This window comes from uncultured Brachybacterium sp., from assembly GCF_947500705.1.
GTDB lineage: Bacteria > Actinomycetota > Actinomycetes > Actinomycetales > Dermabacteraceae > Brachybacterium.
The window spans coordinates 39,183-55,982 of sequence record NZ_CANMSY010000012.1; the positions used below are offsets into that span (position 1 = coordinate 39,183).

15 protein-coding genes are annotated in these 16,800 nt (G+C 71.8%); 10 read left to right on the forward strand and 5 right to left on the reverse strand.

The window, feature by feature from the left end; genetic code table 11:
• Window positions 1–37 precede the first annotated feature (37 nt).
• The 3 genes from Q0937_RS16210 to Q0937_RS16220 all read left to right on the forward strand — a co-directional run bounded on the left by Q0937_RS16210 (window position 38) and on the right by Q0937_RS16220 (window position 2,607).
• Window positions 38–1,843, forward strand: a complete 1,806-nt coding sequence (locus tag Q0937_RS16210; protein ID WP_299305798.1) for a hypothetical protein — start codon at window positions 38–40, stop codon at window positions 1,841–1,843.
• Between the two features lie 120 nt (window positions 1,844–1,963).
• Window positions 1,964–2,227: a type II toxin-antitoxin system Phd/YefM family antitoxin gene (locus Q0937_RS16215; RefSeq protein WP_299305800.1), complete on the forward strand. Its 264-nt coding sequence runs from the start codon at window positions 1,964–1,966 to the stop codon at window positions 2,225–2,227.
• Window positions 2,224–2,607, forward strand: coding sequence for a type II toxin-antitoxin system VapC family toxin (locus Q0937_RS16220; RefSeq protein WP_299305802.1), 384 nt, complete (start codon window positions 2,224–2,226; stop codon window positions 2,605–2,607). Before Q0937_RS16215 ends, Q0937_RS16220 begins: the two co-directional genes overlap by 4 nt.
• 122 nt (window positions 2,608–2,729) lie before the next feature.
• Here the strand turns inward: Q0937_RS16220 and Q0937_RS16225 are convergent, their stop codons facing one another.
• Window positions 2,730–3,902: a N(5)-(carboxyethyl)ornithine synthase gene (locus Q0937_RS16225; RefSeq protein WP_299305804.1), complete on the reverse strand. Its 1,173-nt coding sequence runs from the start codon at window positions 3,900–3,902 to the stop codon at window positions 2,730–2,732.
• A 299-nt stretch (window positions 3,903–4,201) separates the two neighbouring features.
• On the opposite strand from Q0937_RS16225, the gene Q0937_RS16230 reads away from it, so the two are divergent.
• Genes Q0937_RS16230 through Q0937_RS16260 form a run of 7 tightly spaced genes read left to right on the forward strand, consistent with a single transcriptional unit; the run spans window position 4,202 to window position 11,825 of the window.
• Window positions 4,202–5,857: a TIGR04028 family ABC transporter substrate-binding protein gene (locus tag Q0937_RS16230; RefSeq protein ID WP_299305806.1), complete on the forward strand. Its 1,656-nt coding sequence runs from the start codon at window positions 4,202–4,204 to the stop codon at window positions 5,855–5,857.
• A 9-nt stretch (window positions 5,858–5,866) separates the two neighbouring features.
• Window positions 5,867–6,853 (forward strand): ABC transporter permease, encoded by a 987-nt coding sequence (locus Q0937_RS16235; protein ID WP_299305808.1) that lies wholly within the window; start codon window positions 5,867–5,869, stop codon window positions 6,851–6,853.
• Window positions 6,850–7,716, forward strand: coding sequence for an ABC transporter permease (locus Q0937_RS16240; RefSeq protein WP_299305809.1), 867 nt, complete (start codon window positions 6,850–6,852; stop codon window positions 7,714–7,716). Before Q0937_RS16235 ends, Q0937_RS16240 begins: the two co-directional genes overlap by 4 nt.
• Entirely contained in the window at window positions 7,713–9,566 is a 1,854-nt protein-coding gene (locus Q0937_RS16245) for an ABC transporter ATP-binding protein (protein ID WP_299305810.1), read from the forward strand. Before Q0937_RS16240 ends, Q0937_RS16245 begins: the two co-directional genes overlap by 4 nt.
• The gene (locus Q0937_RS16250; protein WP_299305812.1) at window positions 9,563–10,660 is read left to right on the forward strand and encodes a putative FMN-dependent luciferase-like monooxygenase; all 1,098 of its coding nucleotides are present in this window, start codon (window positions 9,563–9,565) and stop codon (window positions 10,658–10,660) included. Before Q0937_RS16245 ends, Q0937_RS16250 begins: the two co-directional genes overlap by 4 nt.
• On the forward strand, window positions 10,657–11,235 hold the full coding sequence (locus Q0937_RS16255; protein WP_299305814.1) for a CMD domain protein: 579 nt from the start codon (window positions 10,657–10,659) through the stop codon (window positions 11,233–11,235). Before Q0937_RS16250 ends, Q0937_RS16255 begins: the two co-directional genes overlap by 4 nt.
• On the forward strand, window positions 11,232–11,825 hold the full coding sequence (locus Q0937_RS16260) for an alkylhydroperoxidase domain protein (RefSeq protein ID WP_299305816.1): 594 nt from the start codon (window positions 11,232–11,234) through the stop codon (window positions 11,823–11,825). Before Q0937_RS16255 ends, Q0937_RS16260 begins: the two co-directional genes overlap by 4 nt.
• A gap of 481 nt (window positions 11,826–12,306) precedes the next feature.
• On the opposite strand, the gene Q0937_RS16265 is transcribed toward Q0937_RS16260, so the two are convergent.
• From Q0937_RS16265 to Q0937_RS16280, 4 genes are all read right to left on the reverse strand, one after another.
• Entirely contained in the window at window positions 12,307–13,353 is a 1,047-nt protein-coding gene (locus tag Q0937_RS16265) for a homocysteine S-methyltransferase family protein (protein ID WP_299305818.1), read from the reverse strand.
• A 154-nt stretch (window positions 13,354–13,507) separates the two neighbouring features.
• Window positions 13,508–14,656 (reverse strand): Gfo/Idh/MocA family protein, encoded by a 1,149-nt coding sequence (locus Q0937_RS16270; protein WP_299305819.1) that lies wholly within the window; start codon window positions 14,654–14,656, stop codon window positions 13,508–13,510.
• A complete protein-coding gene (locus tag Q0937_RS16275; RefSeq protein WP_299305821.1) occupies window positions 14,653–15,645 on the reverse strand; it encodes an aldo/keto reductase in 993 nt (330 codons plus the stop codon). The genes Q0937_RS16270 and Q0937_RS16275 overlap by 4 nt, the downstream gene beginning before the upstream one ends.
• A 191-nt stretch (window positions 15,646–15,836) precedes the next feature.
• On the reverse strand, window positions 15,837–16,718 hold the full coding sequence (locus Q0937_RS16280) for a helix-turn-helix domain-containing protein (protein ID WP_299305823.1): 882 nt from the start codon (window positions 16,716–16,718) through the stop codon (window positions 15,837–15,839).
• Between the last annotated feature and the right edge of the window lie 82 nt (window positions 16,719–16,800).

Consider the following 16,800-nt stretch of genomic DNA (forward strand, 5'->3'; position numbering starts at 1 on the left):
CACCTACCAGGCCGAGGAGAGGCCGCGCGCCACCGCCGTGTGGACCTACGCCGACCGCGCAGAGGACGGCACCTTCACCCGCATCGGCGGCGGAGATCTCGACGCCGCCACCGGCCACTGGTCCCAGGGCGCCTACAACGCCGACGACATCTCCCGCACCGCCATCGTGTTCCTGCGCGCCCACTCCGCATTCAGGGACAACGCCGATCTGGCGACCGCCCGGGAGCTGCTGCGCACCCTCACCTACCTCCAGGTCACCTCCGGGCAGAACGCCGGCAACGTGGTGCTGTGGATGCAGCCCGACGGCGCCCTGAACCGCAGCGCGATCCCCATCGAGCCGCCCGACCCCTCGGATTCCGACGAGTCCTACTGGCTGGCCCGCACCGTCTGGGCGCTCGGAGAGAGCATCGCCGTGTTCGCCGCGGTCGACCCTGACTTCACCGCGTTCCTGGTCGAGCGTCTGCACCTGGCGCTGACCGCGCTCGAGCGCGCCTCGCTGGGCAGATACGGGCAGTGGGATTCGGCCGACGGGGTCCCCGTGCCCGGCTGGGTGATCGCCGGTGGTGCCGACGCGACCGGCGAGGCCGTGCTCGGGCTCGCCGCAGCCCTCACGGTGCGACCCGACGACGAGCGCGTCGCCCAGGCCCTGGACCGCTACGCCGAGGGTATTGAGGCGATGCCCTCCGGCGCCGTGAGCGTCTGGCCCTTCGGTGCGATCATGCCGTGGACCGGCTCGCAGAGCCTCTGGCACGCCTGGGGCGGCCTCGCCCCGGCCTCGCTCGCCGCAGCCTCTGCGGTGACCGGCCACGGACTCGATGCTGCGGTGGCCGACGTGGGCGTGTTCACCCCGCAGCTGTTCACCTCCGGCGGCCCGCACAACGCCTGGTCACCCGTACCGGGAGAATCCCAGATCGCTTACGGCGTGCAGAGCCGCATCGAGTCCCTGCTGCGCACGGCCGATGCCACCGGTGGCGAGGGCCTGCGGGAGCTGGCCGCACTCGTCGCCGGCTGGTTCTTCGGCGCGAATCCGGCGGGAGAGCCCGTCTACGATCCGGCCACCGGCGTGACCGTCGACGGGATCGAGCCCGACGGGACCATCAACCGCAACTCCGGCGCCGAGTCCACGATCCACGCCCTGCTGGCGATGATCGCGCTGGACCAGGACCGGGAGCTCGCGCGGACTGCGCAGAGCCTGGTCGGCACGCCCGAGGTGCACGGCATGCAGTGGCTCCCGGCAGAGTCCGCGCAGCTCAGCGGCGACGCTGCGGTCGTGGCGCCCGAGAGCGCATGGACGGGCGAGTCGAACTGGCGCGGATCCTCTGTGCTCGCCGGTGACGGGGGCACAGTGCGCTTCATGCTGGATGCCGAGGCGCTCGCCGCAGTCTCCGCCGGAAGCGCGACGGCGCATCCGCTGATCCACCGGCTCGCCGAGGACGCGGGTGTGGCGCACTGGAGTGCGATCGACGCGGCCGGAGCACGGACAGTGCTGGGCACGCTCGAGCTGGGCGGTGCCGGGGATCCGGGCGTGACCGAGTGGGACGGGGTGCTCAGGCCCGTGCGGCTCGACGTCCCGATCCCGGCGGGCGCTGTGGCCATCGAGGTCATCGCCGAGGGGAGGCTCGAGCTCGACGAGCTGATGCTGCTGCCGGCGGTGACCACAGCGGAGCTCGCGGTGGAGCGGGGAGATTCGCTGACGCTGCACGTGGCGTCGGCTGATGCGAAGCTGGCGCTCGTGCCGGGGCAGACGGGCAGCGTGTACCGGGCCGACGGAATGCGAGTGGGCCCTGCGAACCGCGGGCGCAGGAGCGTACCGGCAGGAGCCTTCGCGATCACCCGGCGGTGAGCGCGGCGACCGGCTGCACTTCCTCTTTCACAGTGCTGCGACCCTGGGGAGAGGAAGCCCGCGCCCTCGTCGTCCACATCGCATCTGTACTAGAACTAGTATTAGGCGTACCGTGGTCCCATGGCTGACGTGACGCGCACCGAGCTGAACCAGCAGACCGCCCGGGTCCTCGCGCGAGTGCAGGAGGGGGAGGAGGTCACCGTGACGGACCGTGGCCGCCAGATCGCCCGCATCACCAGGGTCGAGTCTGATCGGCGCTCCCGGCGCCTCGCCAGCGGTGCGCTGCGGCCCGCCACCGAGAGCGGGATACCGACGGTCGCCTCACCGATCCACGGCTGGAGCACCGAGCAGATGATCGAGGACATGCGCGGGGACCGCGCATGATCTACCTCGACACCTCGGCGGCCTACAAGCTCCTCAGCCGAGAACCGGGGGTGGTCGAGGTCGAGGCCCTCTTCGCGGGAACGACGGAGCTGCTCTCCTCGCGGCTGCTCGAGGTCGAGCTGCACGCGACAGTGGATCGCCGTGGCGGTTCTCATGCCGATGTCGACGCGATCCTCGCCCGGACCGGCCTCGACGCGGTCGACGACGAGGTGATCGACCACGCCCTCTCCCTCGGCTCAGGTCTGCGCGCCATGGACGCACTGCACCTCTCCACGGCCCTGCTCTACGGGGACGCGATGATCGGATTCGCGACCTTCGACCGTGAGCTCGCGCAGGCGGCGCAGCGGTTCGGGCTCGAGGTCGTGGCAGGGAGCAGGTGAAACAGGGTGCTCGGGCCGGGAGCGGGGCGAGGTGCACGGTGGACCCTGCCGCACGTCGGCTGAGAGGCGCGTCGGCCGCGGGTCCTCGCTGAGCGCTGCGCGACGACGCGATGCCCCGCCGCTCAGCGGTGGGGGTACTCGCTCTCGCGATCCTGGAACTCGACGATCGCGGGATTCCTGATCACACCGTCCTGGATCTCGATGGCGTGATCGATGACGGACTCGGCGGCCCAGGCCGCGGGCCCTGCCATGACGGTCTCGACGAAGGGGAGCAGCGCGGAGCTGTTCTCCCAGCTCGCGGAGTTCCACAGGTACGAGGGGCTGTGGTCCACCGCGTAGTAGTGGATGTCGTGGTCCAGTTCGATCATCGGCGCCTCGAAGGTGGTCGGGCGCGCCCAGGAGAACCCCATCCCCTCGTCGCAGGAGACATCGACGATCAGGCTCCCGGGCCGGAACCTCGGCAGATCGCTCTCGCGCAGGTAGAGCAGCGGGGCGTTGGGATCCTGCAGCGTGCAGTTGACCACCACGTCGCTCTCGGCGAGGAACGGGGCCAGAGGCACCGCCCCGTCCTCGGTGACGACCTCGCTGAGGTAGGGGCCCTCCTCGTGACCGAACTGGACGATCTCCACCGAGTGGATCGGGGAGGCGACCGCGGCGACCGCGCGATTGGTCAGCACCCGGACCCGGGAGATGCCGTGGGCGCTCAGCGCCGTGATCGCGCCGCGCGCCGTGGCCCCGAAGCCGATCACCGTGGCGGTGAGGCGCCGTCCGTAGTTCCCGGTCGTGCCCCGCAGCTGCAGGGCGTGCAGCACCGAGCTGTAGCCCGCCAGCTCGTTGTTCGCGTGGAACACGTGCAGCGTGAAGGAGCCGTCGGGTCCCCAGTGGTTCATCGCCTCGAACGCGATCAGGGTGAGGCGCTTGTCGATCGCCAGCTGCGTGAGCTCACGGTCCTGCACGCAGTGCGGCCAGCCCCAGAGGATCTGTCCCTCGCGCATCGCGCGGATGTCCTCGTGCTGCGGCTTCGGCAGCACCAGCACGTCGGCCGCGGCAAACACCTCCTCGCGGGTGCCGACGCGACCCACCAGCTCAGCGATCTTCGCGTCGGACATCCCGAAGGGGAGCCCGTATCCCTCCTCGACCAGGATGCGGCGCCGCAGGTGCTCGGGAATGCGGTCCAGATGCGCGGGATGCACCGGCACCCGGCGCTCGTCCGGCTTGAGGGAGCGCCCGATCAGTCCGAGGGTGAGTCCTGAATCGGTGACCGATCCGTTGTGGCCGTTCTGGGAAGGCTGCACGTGTGTCCGTTTCCGGGCGCCTGATGGCCCCCTGGTTCCTGACGATAGAGCATGGCCCCGCATCCCGACCTAGCAGGCCGATGGAGGTGGTGGTCTGGCCTGCGACCTTCACTGGTCGCCGCCGGACGCAGGCGGGCTTGCTTGTGTGGCCCACACCACCGGCCATTCTGCGGACTCGCCTATACATGTTGCGAACTATGAACGACCATTAGGGCACCTTAGGTCCGGGTGGTTCACTGCGGTCATCCGCTCCGCACCATCCGGGCATCACGCCCCGTCGCTCCTCGAGGAGTCCCGCCATGCCTTCCGTTTCTCGTCGCTCCGCTCTCGCTCTCGGTCTCGGTCTTCCCGCCCTGATGACGCTGGCCTCCTGCGGCAACGGGAGCAGCGGTAGCGACGGCGCCGCGGCCGGCGAGCCCCAGCAGGGCGGCACGCTCACCTACCTCGAGCCGCAGACCTGGACCACCCTGTACCCGCCGGCTGGTGGCTTCTACCCCAACGGCGGCCTGATCAACAACCTCACCGACCGCCTGCTCTACCAGAACCCCGAGACCCTCGCGCTCGAGCCGTGGATCGCCACCGCCCTGCCCGAGGTCAACGAGGACGCCACCGAGTACACGTTCACGCTGCGCGAGGGTGCGAGCTACTCCGACGGCACTCTGATCGACGCCGAGAACGTGGTGAAGAACTTCGACCTCTACGGCATCGGCGATCCCGAGCGGGCGCTGACCGTCTCCGAGGCGATCAACAACTACGACCACGGCGAGGTCGTCGATGCGACCACGGTGAAGTTCTTCTTCTCCGCTCCGTCGCCGGGCTTCCCCCAGGCCGTCTCGACCATCAACTCGGGCCTGCTCTCGAGTGCGACCCTGGACCGCTCGGGCGAGCAGTTCGGCCCAGGCAACGCGGCGGACCTCATCGCCTCGGGGCCCTTCGTGGTCTCGGCCGAGGAGATCGGCACCCAGATCACCCTCGCCGTCCGCGAGGACTACGACTGGGCCCCGGCCTCCCTCGGGCACGAGGGCCGCGCCTATCTCGACGAGATCGTCTACCTCGTCGCCTCCGAGTCGAGCGTGCGCGTGGGCACCGTGACCTCGAACCAGGCCCACATCGCGCGCCAGATCGATGCGCCCGACGAGGCCCAGTTCGAGGCCGACGGCCTGGTGCTCTACGCCGCGCCCACCAATGGAGTGAACAACTCCCTCAGCTTCCGCTTCCGCGATCCCGCGCTCGAGGACATCGCCACCCGCCAGGCGCTGATCGCCGCGATCGACCGCCAGGCGATCGTGGACACCCTGTTCACCGCGAACTACCCGCTCGCCACCGGCGCCCTCGGGGCGAAGGCGCTGGGCTACGTCGACACCTCCGAGCACTACGCGCACGACCCCGCGCTGGCGGCCACGCTGCTCGACGAGGCCGGGTGGGTGGCGGGGGCCGACGGCACCCGTGCGAAGGACGGCGCACCGCTGACGCTGACCTTCAACGAGGCGCTCCCGCAGCCGCGCTCGCGCGAGGTCGTCACCCTGATCCAGGAGCAGCTCGCCGAGCTCGGCATCGACGTGCAGCTGCTGCCCGGTGACCAGGCCACCCAGGACGCCGCACGCGCCGAGCCCGGCAAGGTGCAGGTCTATCACTCGATGGTCGCCCGCTCGGACTACGACGTCATCAAGTCCCAGTTCTCCTCGGACAACCGCAATGCGCTGCTGAACGGCCACCCCGACGGCACCGTCGGTGACGAGGAGCTCGACGCACTCTTCGCACAGATCGCCTCGACGCCCGACGAGGAGGGCCGCGCCGAGGCCTCCGCCGCCGCGCAGGCCCACCTCGCCGAGCAGGCGCTGATCCTCCCGCTGTTCGAGGAGCCGCAGGTCTACGGGCACGTCGACGCGGTGCAGGGCTTCTCCACCGAGTCCGTGGCGCGCCCGAGCTTCTACGACACCTGGCTCGCGGGCTGAGGCGCTGACATGGCCTACGTCCGGCGCCGCATCGGCGGTGCGCTCCTGGTGCTCGTGCTCGCCTTCATCGCGGCCTACATCCTGCTCGCCGCGCTCCCGGGGGACGCGGTCCTGGCCCGCTACGGCAACCCCGATCTGGGGCTGACCGCTGCGCAGCTGGCGGAGATCCGCGCCGCCTATGGGGCGGACCGCCCCCAGCTCGTGCAGTTCTTCGAGACCGCCGGCTCCTTCCTGCGCGGGGATCTCGGGTACTCGATCCAGAGCGGTGCGGCGGTCTCCGCACTGCTCGCCGAGGCCCTGCCCTCGACGCTGACCCTCGCCGCCCTCGGCCTGGTGAGCGCCGTGGCGCTCGCGGTGGCCATCGCTATCACGGCCACCCATCCCGGGCTGCGCGGCCACCGCGCCGCCCGCGCTCTGCGGAACCTGCTGCGGGGACTGCCGCCGCTGATGGTCTCGCTGCCGGTGTTCTGGATCGGCATCGTGCTGATCCAGGTGTTCTCCTTCCAGCTGGGACTGGTCCCGGTGCTCAACGCCGGCCCGATCGAGTCGCTGATCCTGCCGGTGGCGACCCTCGCGATCCCGATCGCGGCCCCGCTCGCCCAGGTGCTGATCCGCTCGATCGACGAGGTCCTCGCCCAGCCCTTCGTGTCCGTCGCCCGCGCCCGCGGCGCCACGAACACCTGGCTGCTGAGCCGCACCGTCGCCCGCAACGCGGTGCTGCCCGCGCTGACCATGGCGGGACTCCTGTTCGGTGAGCTCGTGGGCGGCGCGGTCGTCACCGAGGCGGTGTTCGGGCGGATGGGCGTCGGCCAGCTCACCGCGCAGGCCGTCGCCGCCCGCGACACCCCTGTGCTGCTGGCCGTGGTGGTCATCTCCACGGTCGTCTTCGTCCTGATCAACCTCGTCGTGGACCTGCTCTACCCGGTCCTCGACGCAAGACTGCGGCGCTCGGACGCCGCCGCCCCGACCCGCAGAGCGGCGGTGGCCGTCCGATGAGCGCCCAGACCCTGACCCCTTCCGGAGCCCCGGCCGGCTCCGGCGCTCCGGCCCGCGCCCCGCGTCTCTCCGCCCTGCGTCCCGGTGTCGTGCTCTCCGCCCTGGTGCTGCTGACCGCGCTCGCCTGGGCGCTGCTGCCGGGGGTGTTCACCGCCCAGAGCCCGACGGCCTCCGTCGGCGCCTCCCTGCAGGCCCCGAGCGCCGAGTTCTGGTTCGGCACCGATGCGACCGGGCGCGACGTCTTCGCCCGCGTCGTCCACGGCGCCTCGCACTCGATCACCGCGGCCGTGGTCGCGGTCGCCGTCGGACTCGTCGTCGGCACCACCCTCGGCGTGATCGCAGGTTCTGTCGGCGGTTTCGTCGAGGAGGCGCTCATGCGCCTGGTCGACATGCTGCTCGCGATCCCCGGGCTGCTGCTGTCGCTGTCGGTGGTGATCCTGCTGGGCTTCGGCACCACCAACGCGGCCATCGCCGTGGGCATCACCTCGATCGCGACCTTCGCGCGGCTGAGCCGCTCGCGGGTGATCTCGGTGCGCCGCAGCGAGTACGTCGAAGCGGCCTTCGGCTCCGGCGGCACGCTGCCGGCGATCCTGTGGCGCCACATCCTGCCCAACTCCGCCGCCCCCGTCATCGCGCTCGCCGCGCTGCAGCTGGGCTCGGCGATCCTGCAGATCTCCACCCTCGGCTTCCTCGGCTACGGTGCTCCGCCGCCCACCCCCGAGTGGGGGCTGCTGATCGCCGAGGGCCGCGACTACGTCGCCACCGCCTGGTGGCTCACGCTGCTGCCGGGCCTGGTGGTCGCCGCCGTCGTACTCGCCACCAACCGCCTCAGCAGCGCCATCGGACAGGGGGAGAGCGCATGACCACCCACCACGAGACCTGGACTCCGGAGCAGCTCGAGCACCCGGCACGGCCCGAGAGCGCCGCGCATACCGAGCAATCCGGGCAGTCCGAGCACTCCGCACAGCCCCAGCCGTTGCTCGACGTCACCGGGCTGCGCATCGCCTACCGCACCCGCCGCGGTCAGGTCGAGGCCGTGCGCGGGATCGACCTGAGCGTCGCCCGCGGCAGCGTCACCGCGCTGGTCGGTGAATCCGGCTCCGGCAAGTCCAGCGCCGCCCAGGCCGTGATCGGCCTGCTCGCCGAGAACGGCGCCGTCACGGGCGGGTCCATCGCGCTCACCGGGGCCGACGGCGTGCGCGAGGAGCTCGTGGGCCTCCCCGAACGGGCCTGGCGCGAGCTGCGCGGCACCCGCATCGGCCTGATCCCGCAGGATCCCACCAGCTCCCTGGACCCGGTGCGGACGATCGGCGCGAGCGTCGGTGACCCGCTGCGGATCCACGGCTGGCGCGATCGGGAGCGGATCGAGGCCAGGGTGATCGAGCTGCTCGAACGCGTGGGCCTGGATGATCCCGCGACCCGCGCCCGCCAGTACCCGCATGAGCTCTCCGGCGGCATGCGCCAGCGCGTGCTCATCGCCGCCGCCCTTGCGCTGGAGCCCGAGCTGCTGATCGCCGACGAGCCCACGAGCGCCCTGGACGTCACCGTCCAGGCCACCGTCCTGGATCTCATCGACGAGCTGCGCGTCGCCACCGGCGCGGGCGTCCTGCTGATCACCCACGACCTCGCCGTCGCGGCGGACCGCGCCGACACCCTCGTGGTGCTGCGCGGCGGAACGGTCGAGGAGGCCGGGCCGACGGGGAAGGTGCTCGCGGCCCCGTCGGCCGAGTACACCCGCACCCTGCTCTCGGACGCCCCCTCGCTGCGGCAGATCGTCGACCGGGCGCCGCACCGGCCCACCGCCGGCGAGGCACCGCTCGTGCGGGTCCGCGACCTGCGCCAGGAGTTCCACCGTCGCGGCAGCGGCGAGCCCTTCGTCGCCGTCGACGACGTGTCCTTCGAGATCCCGCGCGGTACCACCCACGCCCTGGTGGGGGAGTCCGGCTCGGGCAAGACCACCACCGGCCGCGCGATCGCGGGCTTCCGCGCCCCCACCGCGGGCAGCGTCCTGGTGGGCGACACGGAGGTCACGCAGCTCGGCACCGGGAAGCGGCTGCGGGAGTTCCGCAGCACCGTGCAGCTGGTCCACCAGAACCCCTTCGGCTCGCTCGATCCGCGGCAGTCGATCTCCGCGATCCTCGAGGAGCCGCTGCGCAACACCCGCCGCGGCAACCGTGCCGAGCGCCGCTCCGCCGCCCTGCACCACCTCGAGCTGGTGGCCCTGCCGCTCGAGGTCGCGAGCCGTCGTCCCCGGGAGCTCTCGGGCGGGCAGCGCCAGCGGGTCGCGATCGCTCGCGCGCTGATCCTGCAGCCCGAGGTGGTGGTGCTCGACGAGGCGGTCTCCGCGCTCGACGTCACCGTGCAGGCGCAGATCCTGCGGCTGCTGGCCCGCCTGCAGGACGAACTGGCGCTGACCTACGTGTTCATCTCGCACGATCTCGCCGTGGTCCGGCAGGTCGCCGACACCGTCACGGTGATGCGCCGAGGCCAGCAGGTCGAGAGCGGGGAGGTGGGCAGGGTCCTCGAGGACCCGCACCACGAGTACACCCGGCAGCTGCTCGCCGCGATCCCCGGCACCGAGCGTGCCTGGGGCCACCACCACCGTGCCACGACGGACCGAGCGGAGTCCGGCCGCAGCACGCCGGTTCCTCACGAGTCGGCCCCTGGCGGGCACCGCCGCACCGCATCCTCCGAGGAGATCACCGCATCATGACCCGACCCCGTCTGGGCCTGTTCACCCGCCTGCTCGAGGAGGCGCCCGCCGCGGACCGCTACCGCTTCGCGCTCGAGCAGATCGCCCGCGCCGACGAGCTCGGCTTCGCTTCCGCCTGGGTGGCCCAGCACCACTTCGGAGAGCACGAGGGCGGGCTGCCCTCGCCCTTCGTGCTGCTCGCCGCCGCAGCCCAGCGCACTCGGCGCATCGCCCTCGGGACCGCCGTGGTGACCCTCCCGATCGATGACCCGCTGCGCGTCGCCGAGGACGCCGCCGTGCTCGATGCCCTCAGCGGCGAACGGGTCCAGCTCGGTATCGCCGCCGGCGGCACCCCAGGCTCCTTCCCCGCCTTCGGCCGGGACCCGAGTGCGCGCCGGGAGCTCTTCGCCGATCATCTCGAGGTGCTGCGCGACGCCCTCGCCGGGCGCGGGGTGCGCGGCACCGACTCGAGGATCTACCCCGCTGCCGGTGACCTGGGGCAGCGGATCTGGCAGGCCACCTTCTCGGTCGACGGTGGCAGGCGTGCCGGGGAGACCGGCGACGGCCTGCTGCTCTCCCGCACTCAGCCCCGCCCCGAGGGTGAGCACGACCGTCCCCTCCACGAGCTCCAGCTGCCCATCATCGAGGCCTATCGCGCTGTGCTCCCGGACGGTGCGGCTCCGCGGATCCTCGCCTCCCGCACCGCGCTCGTCGTGGACCCCGCGGACCGCCCCCGCGCCCTCGAGCTCGCCGAGCCGGGCCTGCGGCAGCTCGCCGCCCTCCAGCCGGGCTTCGACGCCGCGGGCGCCACCCTCGCGCAGCTCATCGCGGTCACCGACACCCATGTCGGCACAGTCGAGGAGGTCGCCGAGAGCCTCGCGGCCGATGCGACGCTGCCGCAGGCCACCGACGTGTCCTTCCAGGTCCACTCGATCGCCGCTCCGCACGAGATGACCCTGCGCAGCCTCGAGCTGCTGGCCACCGAGGTCGCCCCGAGGGTCGGCTTCGCGACCGGGGTCGAGGCTGCCGAGGCCCTGCGCACCGCCCACCGCGACCTCTCGTCGGCGTCTCCCACCGACCTCGCCACCTCCACCCCGAAGGGACCAGCCGCATGAGCGAGCCTGTTGTCGACGCCGTAGATGTCATCGACCACCTCGCCGGGGAGGGGGAGGGCGGGCAGATCGCCCGCCTGCGCTCCCTGCGCCCCCAGGCCCGCGAGAATGCGCAGCGCAGCTACGAGGCGCTGCTGGAACCGGCCGATCCCGGCAGTGTGCCGCTGCGCGAGCGCTACGCCGTGGCCGCCTACGTGGCTCAGCTGCACGGCCCCGGCCCCGCCGCCGAGCTGTACCTCGAGAACCTGCGCGATGAGGACGAGGACCTGGCGGAGCTGATCGCCGCGGGCCGCTCCACCGGTGAGCAGCACCTCGACGCGGGGCTCGCCCACGCCGAGCTGCTCGTGCAGCGCCCACGGGAGGCCGCACCGGCCCACCTGCGCGCCCTCGGAGCGGCCGGCTGGGACGCCGACGGGATCGTGACCCTCTCCCAGCTGGTCTCCTTCCTGACCTTCCAGCTGCGCGTCGCCCACGGGCTGGCCGTCCTCGCCGAGAACCCTGCACCCGAGAACCCTGCGCCGGCCACGCGCCCTGCTTCGGCCACGCACCGCGCCCCGACGACGGAGGAGACCCGATGACCCGCCCCGAGACCTTCACCCAGGACAGCCTCGGCTGGGTCCCCTGGGTCGAGCCCGTCGAGCGCGAGGACCTCACCGCGGAGCAGGACGCCGCGCTGCTGGACGACTTCCGCCGCGCCTCCCCATACTTCCGCCTGCTCGCACGGGATCCGCAGGCATTGCGCGCCCGCACCCTCACCGACCAGGACATCTTCTTCAACACCGAGGGCGGGGCCGGCCGCGCAGAGCGGGAGCTCGCGGCGACCGCGACCTCCCGCACCAACGGCTGCATCTACTGCGCCTCCGTGCACTCGGCCGCCGCGACCCGTGAATCCGGTCGCCACGATGACGTGCAGCGCCTGCTCGACGAGGGCGTCGGCGCGGAGCTGGGCTCCGAGGCGTGGAATGCGATCGCCGAGGCCGCCGACGTCCTCACCCACCTCCCGCTCGACTTCGGACCAGCGCAGATCGAGCGCCTGCGCGCCGCTGGCCTCAGCGATGCCGAGATCGTCGACGTCATCAACGGCGCCGCCTTCTTCAACTGGGCCAATCGCCTGATGCTCTCCCTCGGGGAGCCTGAGGTGCCGACGAGGAAGAAGAGTCGTTCCTGAGCTGACCTGCCCGGTCGAGCCAGGCCGTCGCGCGTGCGTCCGCCGACCTCGACGACGAGAACCGGCAACATCGTGTGCGCATGTCGCTACGCAGGCGCCCCGGGCCTGTCGACGCGGTCGGCGGTGGGTCGCCACGGCTCGTGCACGTGCGCGAGCCAGACCTCCTCTGCCGGGAAGCAGCTCGAGCTCGCCGTCGACCGGCACGTACTGCAGCCGGGGAGCGTCGACCCCCTCGTGAATCGAGTAGCCGTCCTCGCTGTGGGCGTCGTCGAGCTCCTGCTCGTCCAGAGGGTGGAGGAGGGGGTCGAAGGCGGCGACCACCGCCGGGTGCCGCTCCGTCATGCCGGTGTCGACCAGGATCCTGCCCTCGGGGTGGTCGCTGACGTGCACGCAGACGGGCATGATCTCGCCCTCGACGTGCAGCTCGGCGACCGCTTCGACGAGGCGAGCATCGCTGGCGCCATGGCCGACGGCACTGCGGTCAGGCTCGCTCGCCGAGATCGACCACGTGCTCGGGCAGGCGCTCGTTGCTGCCGTACATGAAATGGTTCGCCATGTTCTCGGAGAACCGGCTGGCCGCCGGGGTGCGGCCGACGGCTTCGGCGACCTCGCGGATGTGGATCGGGGCGGCGCCGCAGCACACGCCCAGGTAGTTCACGCCCAGCCCGAAGGCCTCCTCGGCGAAGGCCCGGATCTCGTAGCGATTGGCGAGCAGGGGGTCCAGGGCCGTGGGGAAGGTGCGTCCGTGCGGGGAGGGCACGGTCGCCGCGACGTCCGAGAGGTTGAAGAACGTCGGCTCCGCCTCCGTCGTCCGGTAGGGGATCGGCAGCGCGCCCACGTGACAGGAGACCGCCTCGCGGATCTGCCGCAGCCACGGCATCAGGGTCGCCGGGCCCCGGAAGCAGTTCAGCCCGACCACGTCGGCCCCGCCCTGCTCCAGGCGTTGGGCGGTCTCGACGATCCCTGCCCCGTCGGCCATCTCCTGGAACGCCATCGGCGCGAGCGTGAGCACCACGGGCAGCCCGGAGGCCTTCGCCACCTCGAGCGCCGCGAGCGCCTCGCCGGCGTAGTAGAAGGTCTCGCCGATGATGAGGTCCGCGCCCTCCTCGACGGCCCAGCCGACCATCTCCTCGAACATGCCGCGCACCTCGGACTGCCGGGCGGGGTCCGCCGGGTCCCAGATGTTCGAGTTCGAGATGTTGCCGGCCATCAGGTTCCCGGGCACCGCGTCGGCGACCTCACGGGCGATGCGCAGCGCGGAGCGGTTCAGCGGCTCCAGCAGCTCCTCCTTGCCGATCACTCGCATCTTCTCGCGGTGGCCGTTGTAGGTGAATGCCTCGACGATGTCGGAGCCGGCGCGCTGGAAGTCCACGTGCAGGGACCGCAGGGCCTCCGGATGCTCGAGCGCGACCTCGGGGACGAATTCGCCGGCGGTCAGGTAGCCGCGGCGCTCGAGCTCGAACAGGAAGCCCTCCGCGCAGATGACGGGGCCGGCGTCGAGGCGCTCGGTGAGGATGTTCTGGGACATGGTCGGTGCTCGGCTCTCGGAAGATGGGCGGACGGTCGAACGGGAATCTACCGAGTCGCCGGAGTCGCCGACCCGAATGTGGCGCGGAATGAACGCGGGTGATGGCGTGCCGGGGGCCGGTGGATTCCCGATCGGAGTGCCCGTCCCCTCCTGCTCACGTCATCCACGGCTCTGCCTCGACCCGCACGGTGGCCGGCTCGGCGGCGTCGATCGCCAGGGAGATGGCCTGATCCTGACAGGCCTCCGCCAGCGGGTACGGACCCGGCCCGGCGTCGGCCCCGGCGGTGACGCGCCGGGCCCAGCTGCCGCTCTCGGCGACGATCTGTGCCACGGCGATCTCGTCGTCGGAGAAGCGTGCCCCCTCGAAGGGGCTGCGGAACAGCACCTGTCCGTCGAGGCTCACGGACGTCGTGTCCGCGCCCTCGAGGTTCATCCCTCGCCCCGTCGCCGCACGGTGCAGTCGCGAGGTGACCACGGTCCTGGGATCTGCCATGCGCACGAGCGTCCCGTCCCGCAGCTCCCCGTGGGTGCCGCGCACGGTCAGGTGATCCGTGCGCAGCGGATTCCACCACTGGTTGTCGGTGAAGTCGTAGAGACCGGTGCCGATGCCGTCCAGGTCGATCGTCGCCAGGGTGGTCGTCCTCTCCACCGGCTCGACGCTTCCCGTCCAGCCCTCGGGGGTGAGCGGATCCAGCACTCGCGCCCGTCGACGGTGCGTGCGCACCGTCACCGGCGCGGTCCCCGCGCCCAGCAGGCCGCGGATCATCGAGACGGCATGGTAGCCGTGGGTGGAGGAGACGTGCACCGAGGTCGGGGTGCCGAGCAGACCGGAACGCACCACGCTCAGGGCAGCGGCGTTCTCGGGCATCCGCAGATACTGCTCGGCCACCTGCACGAGTCCGGAGGAGCCGACGCGCTCCCAGAGCGAACGGAGTCCGTCCAGGTCCGGAGCAGGCGGGGTCTCCGCGAGGACCGGCACGCCGCGGCTCACGAGAGACTCGATCCACAGCGGCACAGCGTCCTGGGAGACGCACACGATGACGAGATCGGGCGCGGGCCTCAGCAGCTCCTCGATGTCGGAGACGAGGGGTGTGCCGGCCCCGAGCCGCTCCCGCGCCGTCTCGGGCCGGCGCACGAGCACGCCGGTCAGCGCGAACTGGTCCGGGAGTGCGCGGGCGAGGTCTGTGAAGATGCGGGAGCGCCAGCCGGCGCCGATCAGGGCGAATCGGGTGAGCTCAGGCCGGTCGACGCCGTTGGTCCTCGTCGCAGGGTTCGCCCACGGCGCGCGCGGATCGATCCTCATGAGCCGGTGCGCTCTGCTGCGTCGACCCAGTGCTCCGGGCCCGGCCGCAGGCTCTCCAGCTCCTCCCAGAGGTCATCGGGAACCGGACGAGCGGCCGCCTCGAGCGTGCTGGTGATGCGCTCGGGTCGGCTCATCCCTACGAGGGTGCAGTCCACCAGCGGCTCTCGGAGGGAGGCCTGCAGAGCGGCCGTGGCGAGGTCGACCCCGTGGCGCTCGCAGGCGGCGGCCATCGCGGCGATGGCGTCGAGCACCTCTGGGGACGCTTCCCGATAGGCGTACGTGGAGTGTCGGTCGGGGGCGGCGAGGATGCCCCCGCCGTAGATCGCGGCATTGAACACGACCATGCCGCGCGAGGCGGCGTCCTGGACGAGGCTCTCGGCGCTGCGGTCCACGAGCGTCAGCCGATTGTGCACGAGCACGGCATCGAAGACGCCGAGCTCCACATAGCGGGCGCCGGTGGGGGCATGGCCTCCGGCCACTCCGATCGCCCCGATCTCGCCCCGGTCCCGGAGGTCCACCAGGGCTTCGACCGCACCTCCCGGTCCCGTGAGCTCGTCGAAGTCGTGGAACTCGGGATCATGCAGATGCACGAGCGGGAAGTGATCGATCCCCAGGCGCCGGCGGCTCTCCTCGACGGACGCGCGGACGCGGTCACCGGAATAGTCGCCGCCCTCGGCATCGACCTTGGTGATGACCAGGGTGTCGTGGGCACCGGTGGCGGCCAGGGCTCGTCCGATCCTGCGCTCGCTCTCACCGCCGCCATAGCCGTTGGACGTGTCGATGACACCGATGGGGCTGGTCAGCACGGAGCTGACCAGGTCGACCGGGCCGTCCTCGGAGCCCTCGGCCCCGGACCCTCCGGGCATGCCGCCCAAAGGGGATCCCCCGAACCCGACAGCCGTGAGAGGCAGGGCGATCCGACCGGCGGAGCGCGTCCAGGCTGCGCCCCCGGGGGCATAGGCAGGGGCGTCGGTGCGTGCAGAGTTCATGGAAGGTCCTTTGTCGATCGTCCCGAGCGGCGACGCGGTCGCCTCGCGGGTCACGGCACATCTCCGTGCTCCCCGACCTACGGTATTCACCTCCCGCGGCGGTGGCTACCAGATCCGTGCTCTCTTCTGCGCGGGTCAAGGCCCAGGATGGGCGCCCTCCACCGAGCCTCGAGGGCGCGTGGACCTCACCGTCACCGCCCCTGGCGCCGATACTCCCGCGGCGTCATCCCGCACGCCGCGCTCGCGTGCTCGTAGAAGCTGCTGAGCGAGCCGAACCCTGCGGCCTCCGCGATCTCGGTGACCTTCATCGGCGTGGTCAGCAGAAGCCGCTGCGCCTCGGCGACCCGGCACATCGTCACGTAGTCACCCAGGGTCACCCCGGCGGTGCGACGGAAGACCGTCATCGCGTGCGAGGGAGTGAGGTGCACGGAGGCGGCGATGTCCGCGATCGCCAGCGGGGAGCGGTGGTTGTCCCGCACGTGCTGCGCCATGGCGCTGACCTGCCGCAGCCGGGCGGCCGGGACGGAGCCCGCGCCGTCGGCCGGCGGCTCCGGGTTCGCGAGGGAGGAGGCGCGCAGGATCCGGCGCACCGCCGCCTGGATCTCCAGCAGGGCGATCTCGGCGCTGTCGTCGTCGCCCGCGTCGTCACCGGTTCCGTCACCGGGCTCGCTCCCGCCCACCTCCTCGCCCCAGCGCTCTGCGGTGTGGGCGATGCGCCGCGCGAGCTCCGGAGCGTGGGTGATCAGCGGCTGGGCGCTGAGCAGGGGAGCGGTCTGCGACTCCGGCAGGCCCCAGGAGAGGAACATGCTGAAGGGCACGTGCACCCAGCACATGTCACCGGTGCGGGAGTCGACGAGGCCATGGGGCTGCGCCGCCCAGAACACGGCGATCTCGCCCTCGCGGATCGTCAGCGGCTGCCCGCCGAAGAGGTAGTGCAGCTGACCATCGAGCACCACGTTGATCTCGACATCGTCGTGGCGGTGCATCGAGACCATCGGCGGCGGGGACCCGCGGCGGATCCATAGGCCCGCGGGCATCTCCTCGACCGCGTCGCTGAGCGTCCACTGCGTCATTCCCGCACCATAGCCCGGCACCTGCCACGAGCACCGTAGGATCCTGGAACCTTCGCCAATGATCCCGGGAGACCTCCGGCCC

Bases quoted from the DNA above. Each gene is read 5' to 3' on its own strand.
- Q0937_RS16215 (WP_299305800.1), top strand. From the start codon at position 1,964: ATGGCTGACGTGACGCGCACCGAGCTGAACCAGCAGACCGCCCGGGTC.
- Q0937_RS16220 (WP_299305802.1), top strand. From the start codon at position 2,224: ATGATCTACCTCGACACCTCGGCGGCCTACAAGCTCCTCAGCCGAGAA.
- Q0937_RS16230 (WP_299305806.1), top strand. From the start codon at position 4,202: ATGCCTTCCGTTTCTCGTCGCTCCGCTCTCGCTCTCGGTCTCGGTCTT.
- Q0937_RS16235 (WP_299305808.1), top strand. From the start codon at position 5,867: ATGGCCTACGTCCGGCGCCGCATCGGCGGTGCGCTCCTGGTGCTCGTG.
- Q0937_RS16240 (WP_299305809.1), top strand. From the start codon at position 6,850: ATGAGCGCCCAGACCCTGACCCCTTCCGGAGCCCCGGCCGGCTCCGGC.
- Q0937_RS16245 (WP_299305810.1), top strand. From the start codon at position 7,713: ATGACCACCCACCACGAGACCTGGACTCCGGAGCAGCTCGAGCACCCG.
- Q0937_RS16250 (WP_299305812.1), top strand. From the start codon at position 9,563: ATGACCCGACCCCGTCTGGGCCTGTTCACCCGCCTGCTCGAGGAGGCG.
- Q0937_RS16255 (WP_299305814.1), top strand. From the start codon at position 10,657: ATGAGCGAGCCTGTTGTCGACGCCGTAGATGTCATCGACCACCTCGCC.
- Q0937_RS16260 (WP_299305816.1), top strand. From the start codon at position 11,232: ATGACCCGCCCCGAGACCTTCACCCAGGACAGCCTCGGCTGGGTCCCC.
- Q0937_RS16265 (WP_299305818.1), bottom strand. From the start codon at position 13,353: ATGTCCCAGAACATCCTCACCGAGCGCCTCGACGCCGGCCCCGTCATC.
- Q0937_RS16270 (WP_299305819.1), bottom strand. From the start codon at position 14,656: ATGAGGATCGATCCGCGCGCGCCGTGGGCGAACCCTGCGACGAGGACC.
- Q0937_RS16275 (WP_299305821.1), bottom strand. From the start codon at position 15,645: ATGAACTCTGCACGCACCGACGCCCCTGCCTATGCCCCCGGGGGCGCA.
- Q0937_RS16280 (WP_299305823.1), bottom strand. From the start codon at position 16,718: ATGACGCAGTGGACGCTCAGCGACGCGGTCGAGGAGATGCCCGCGGGC.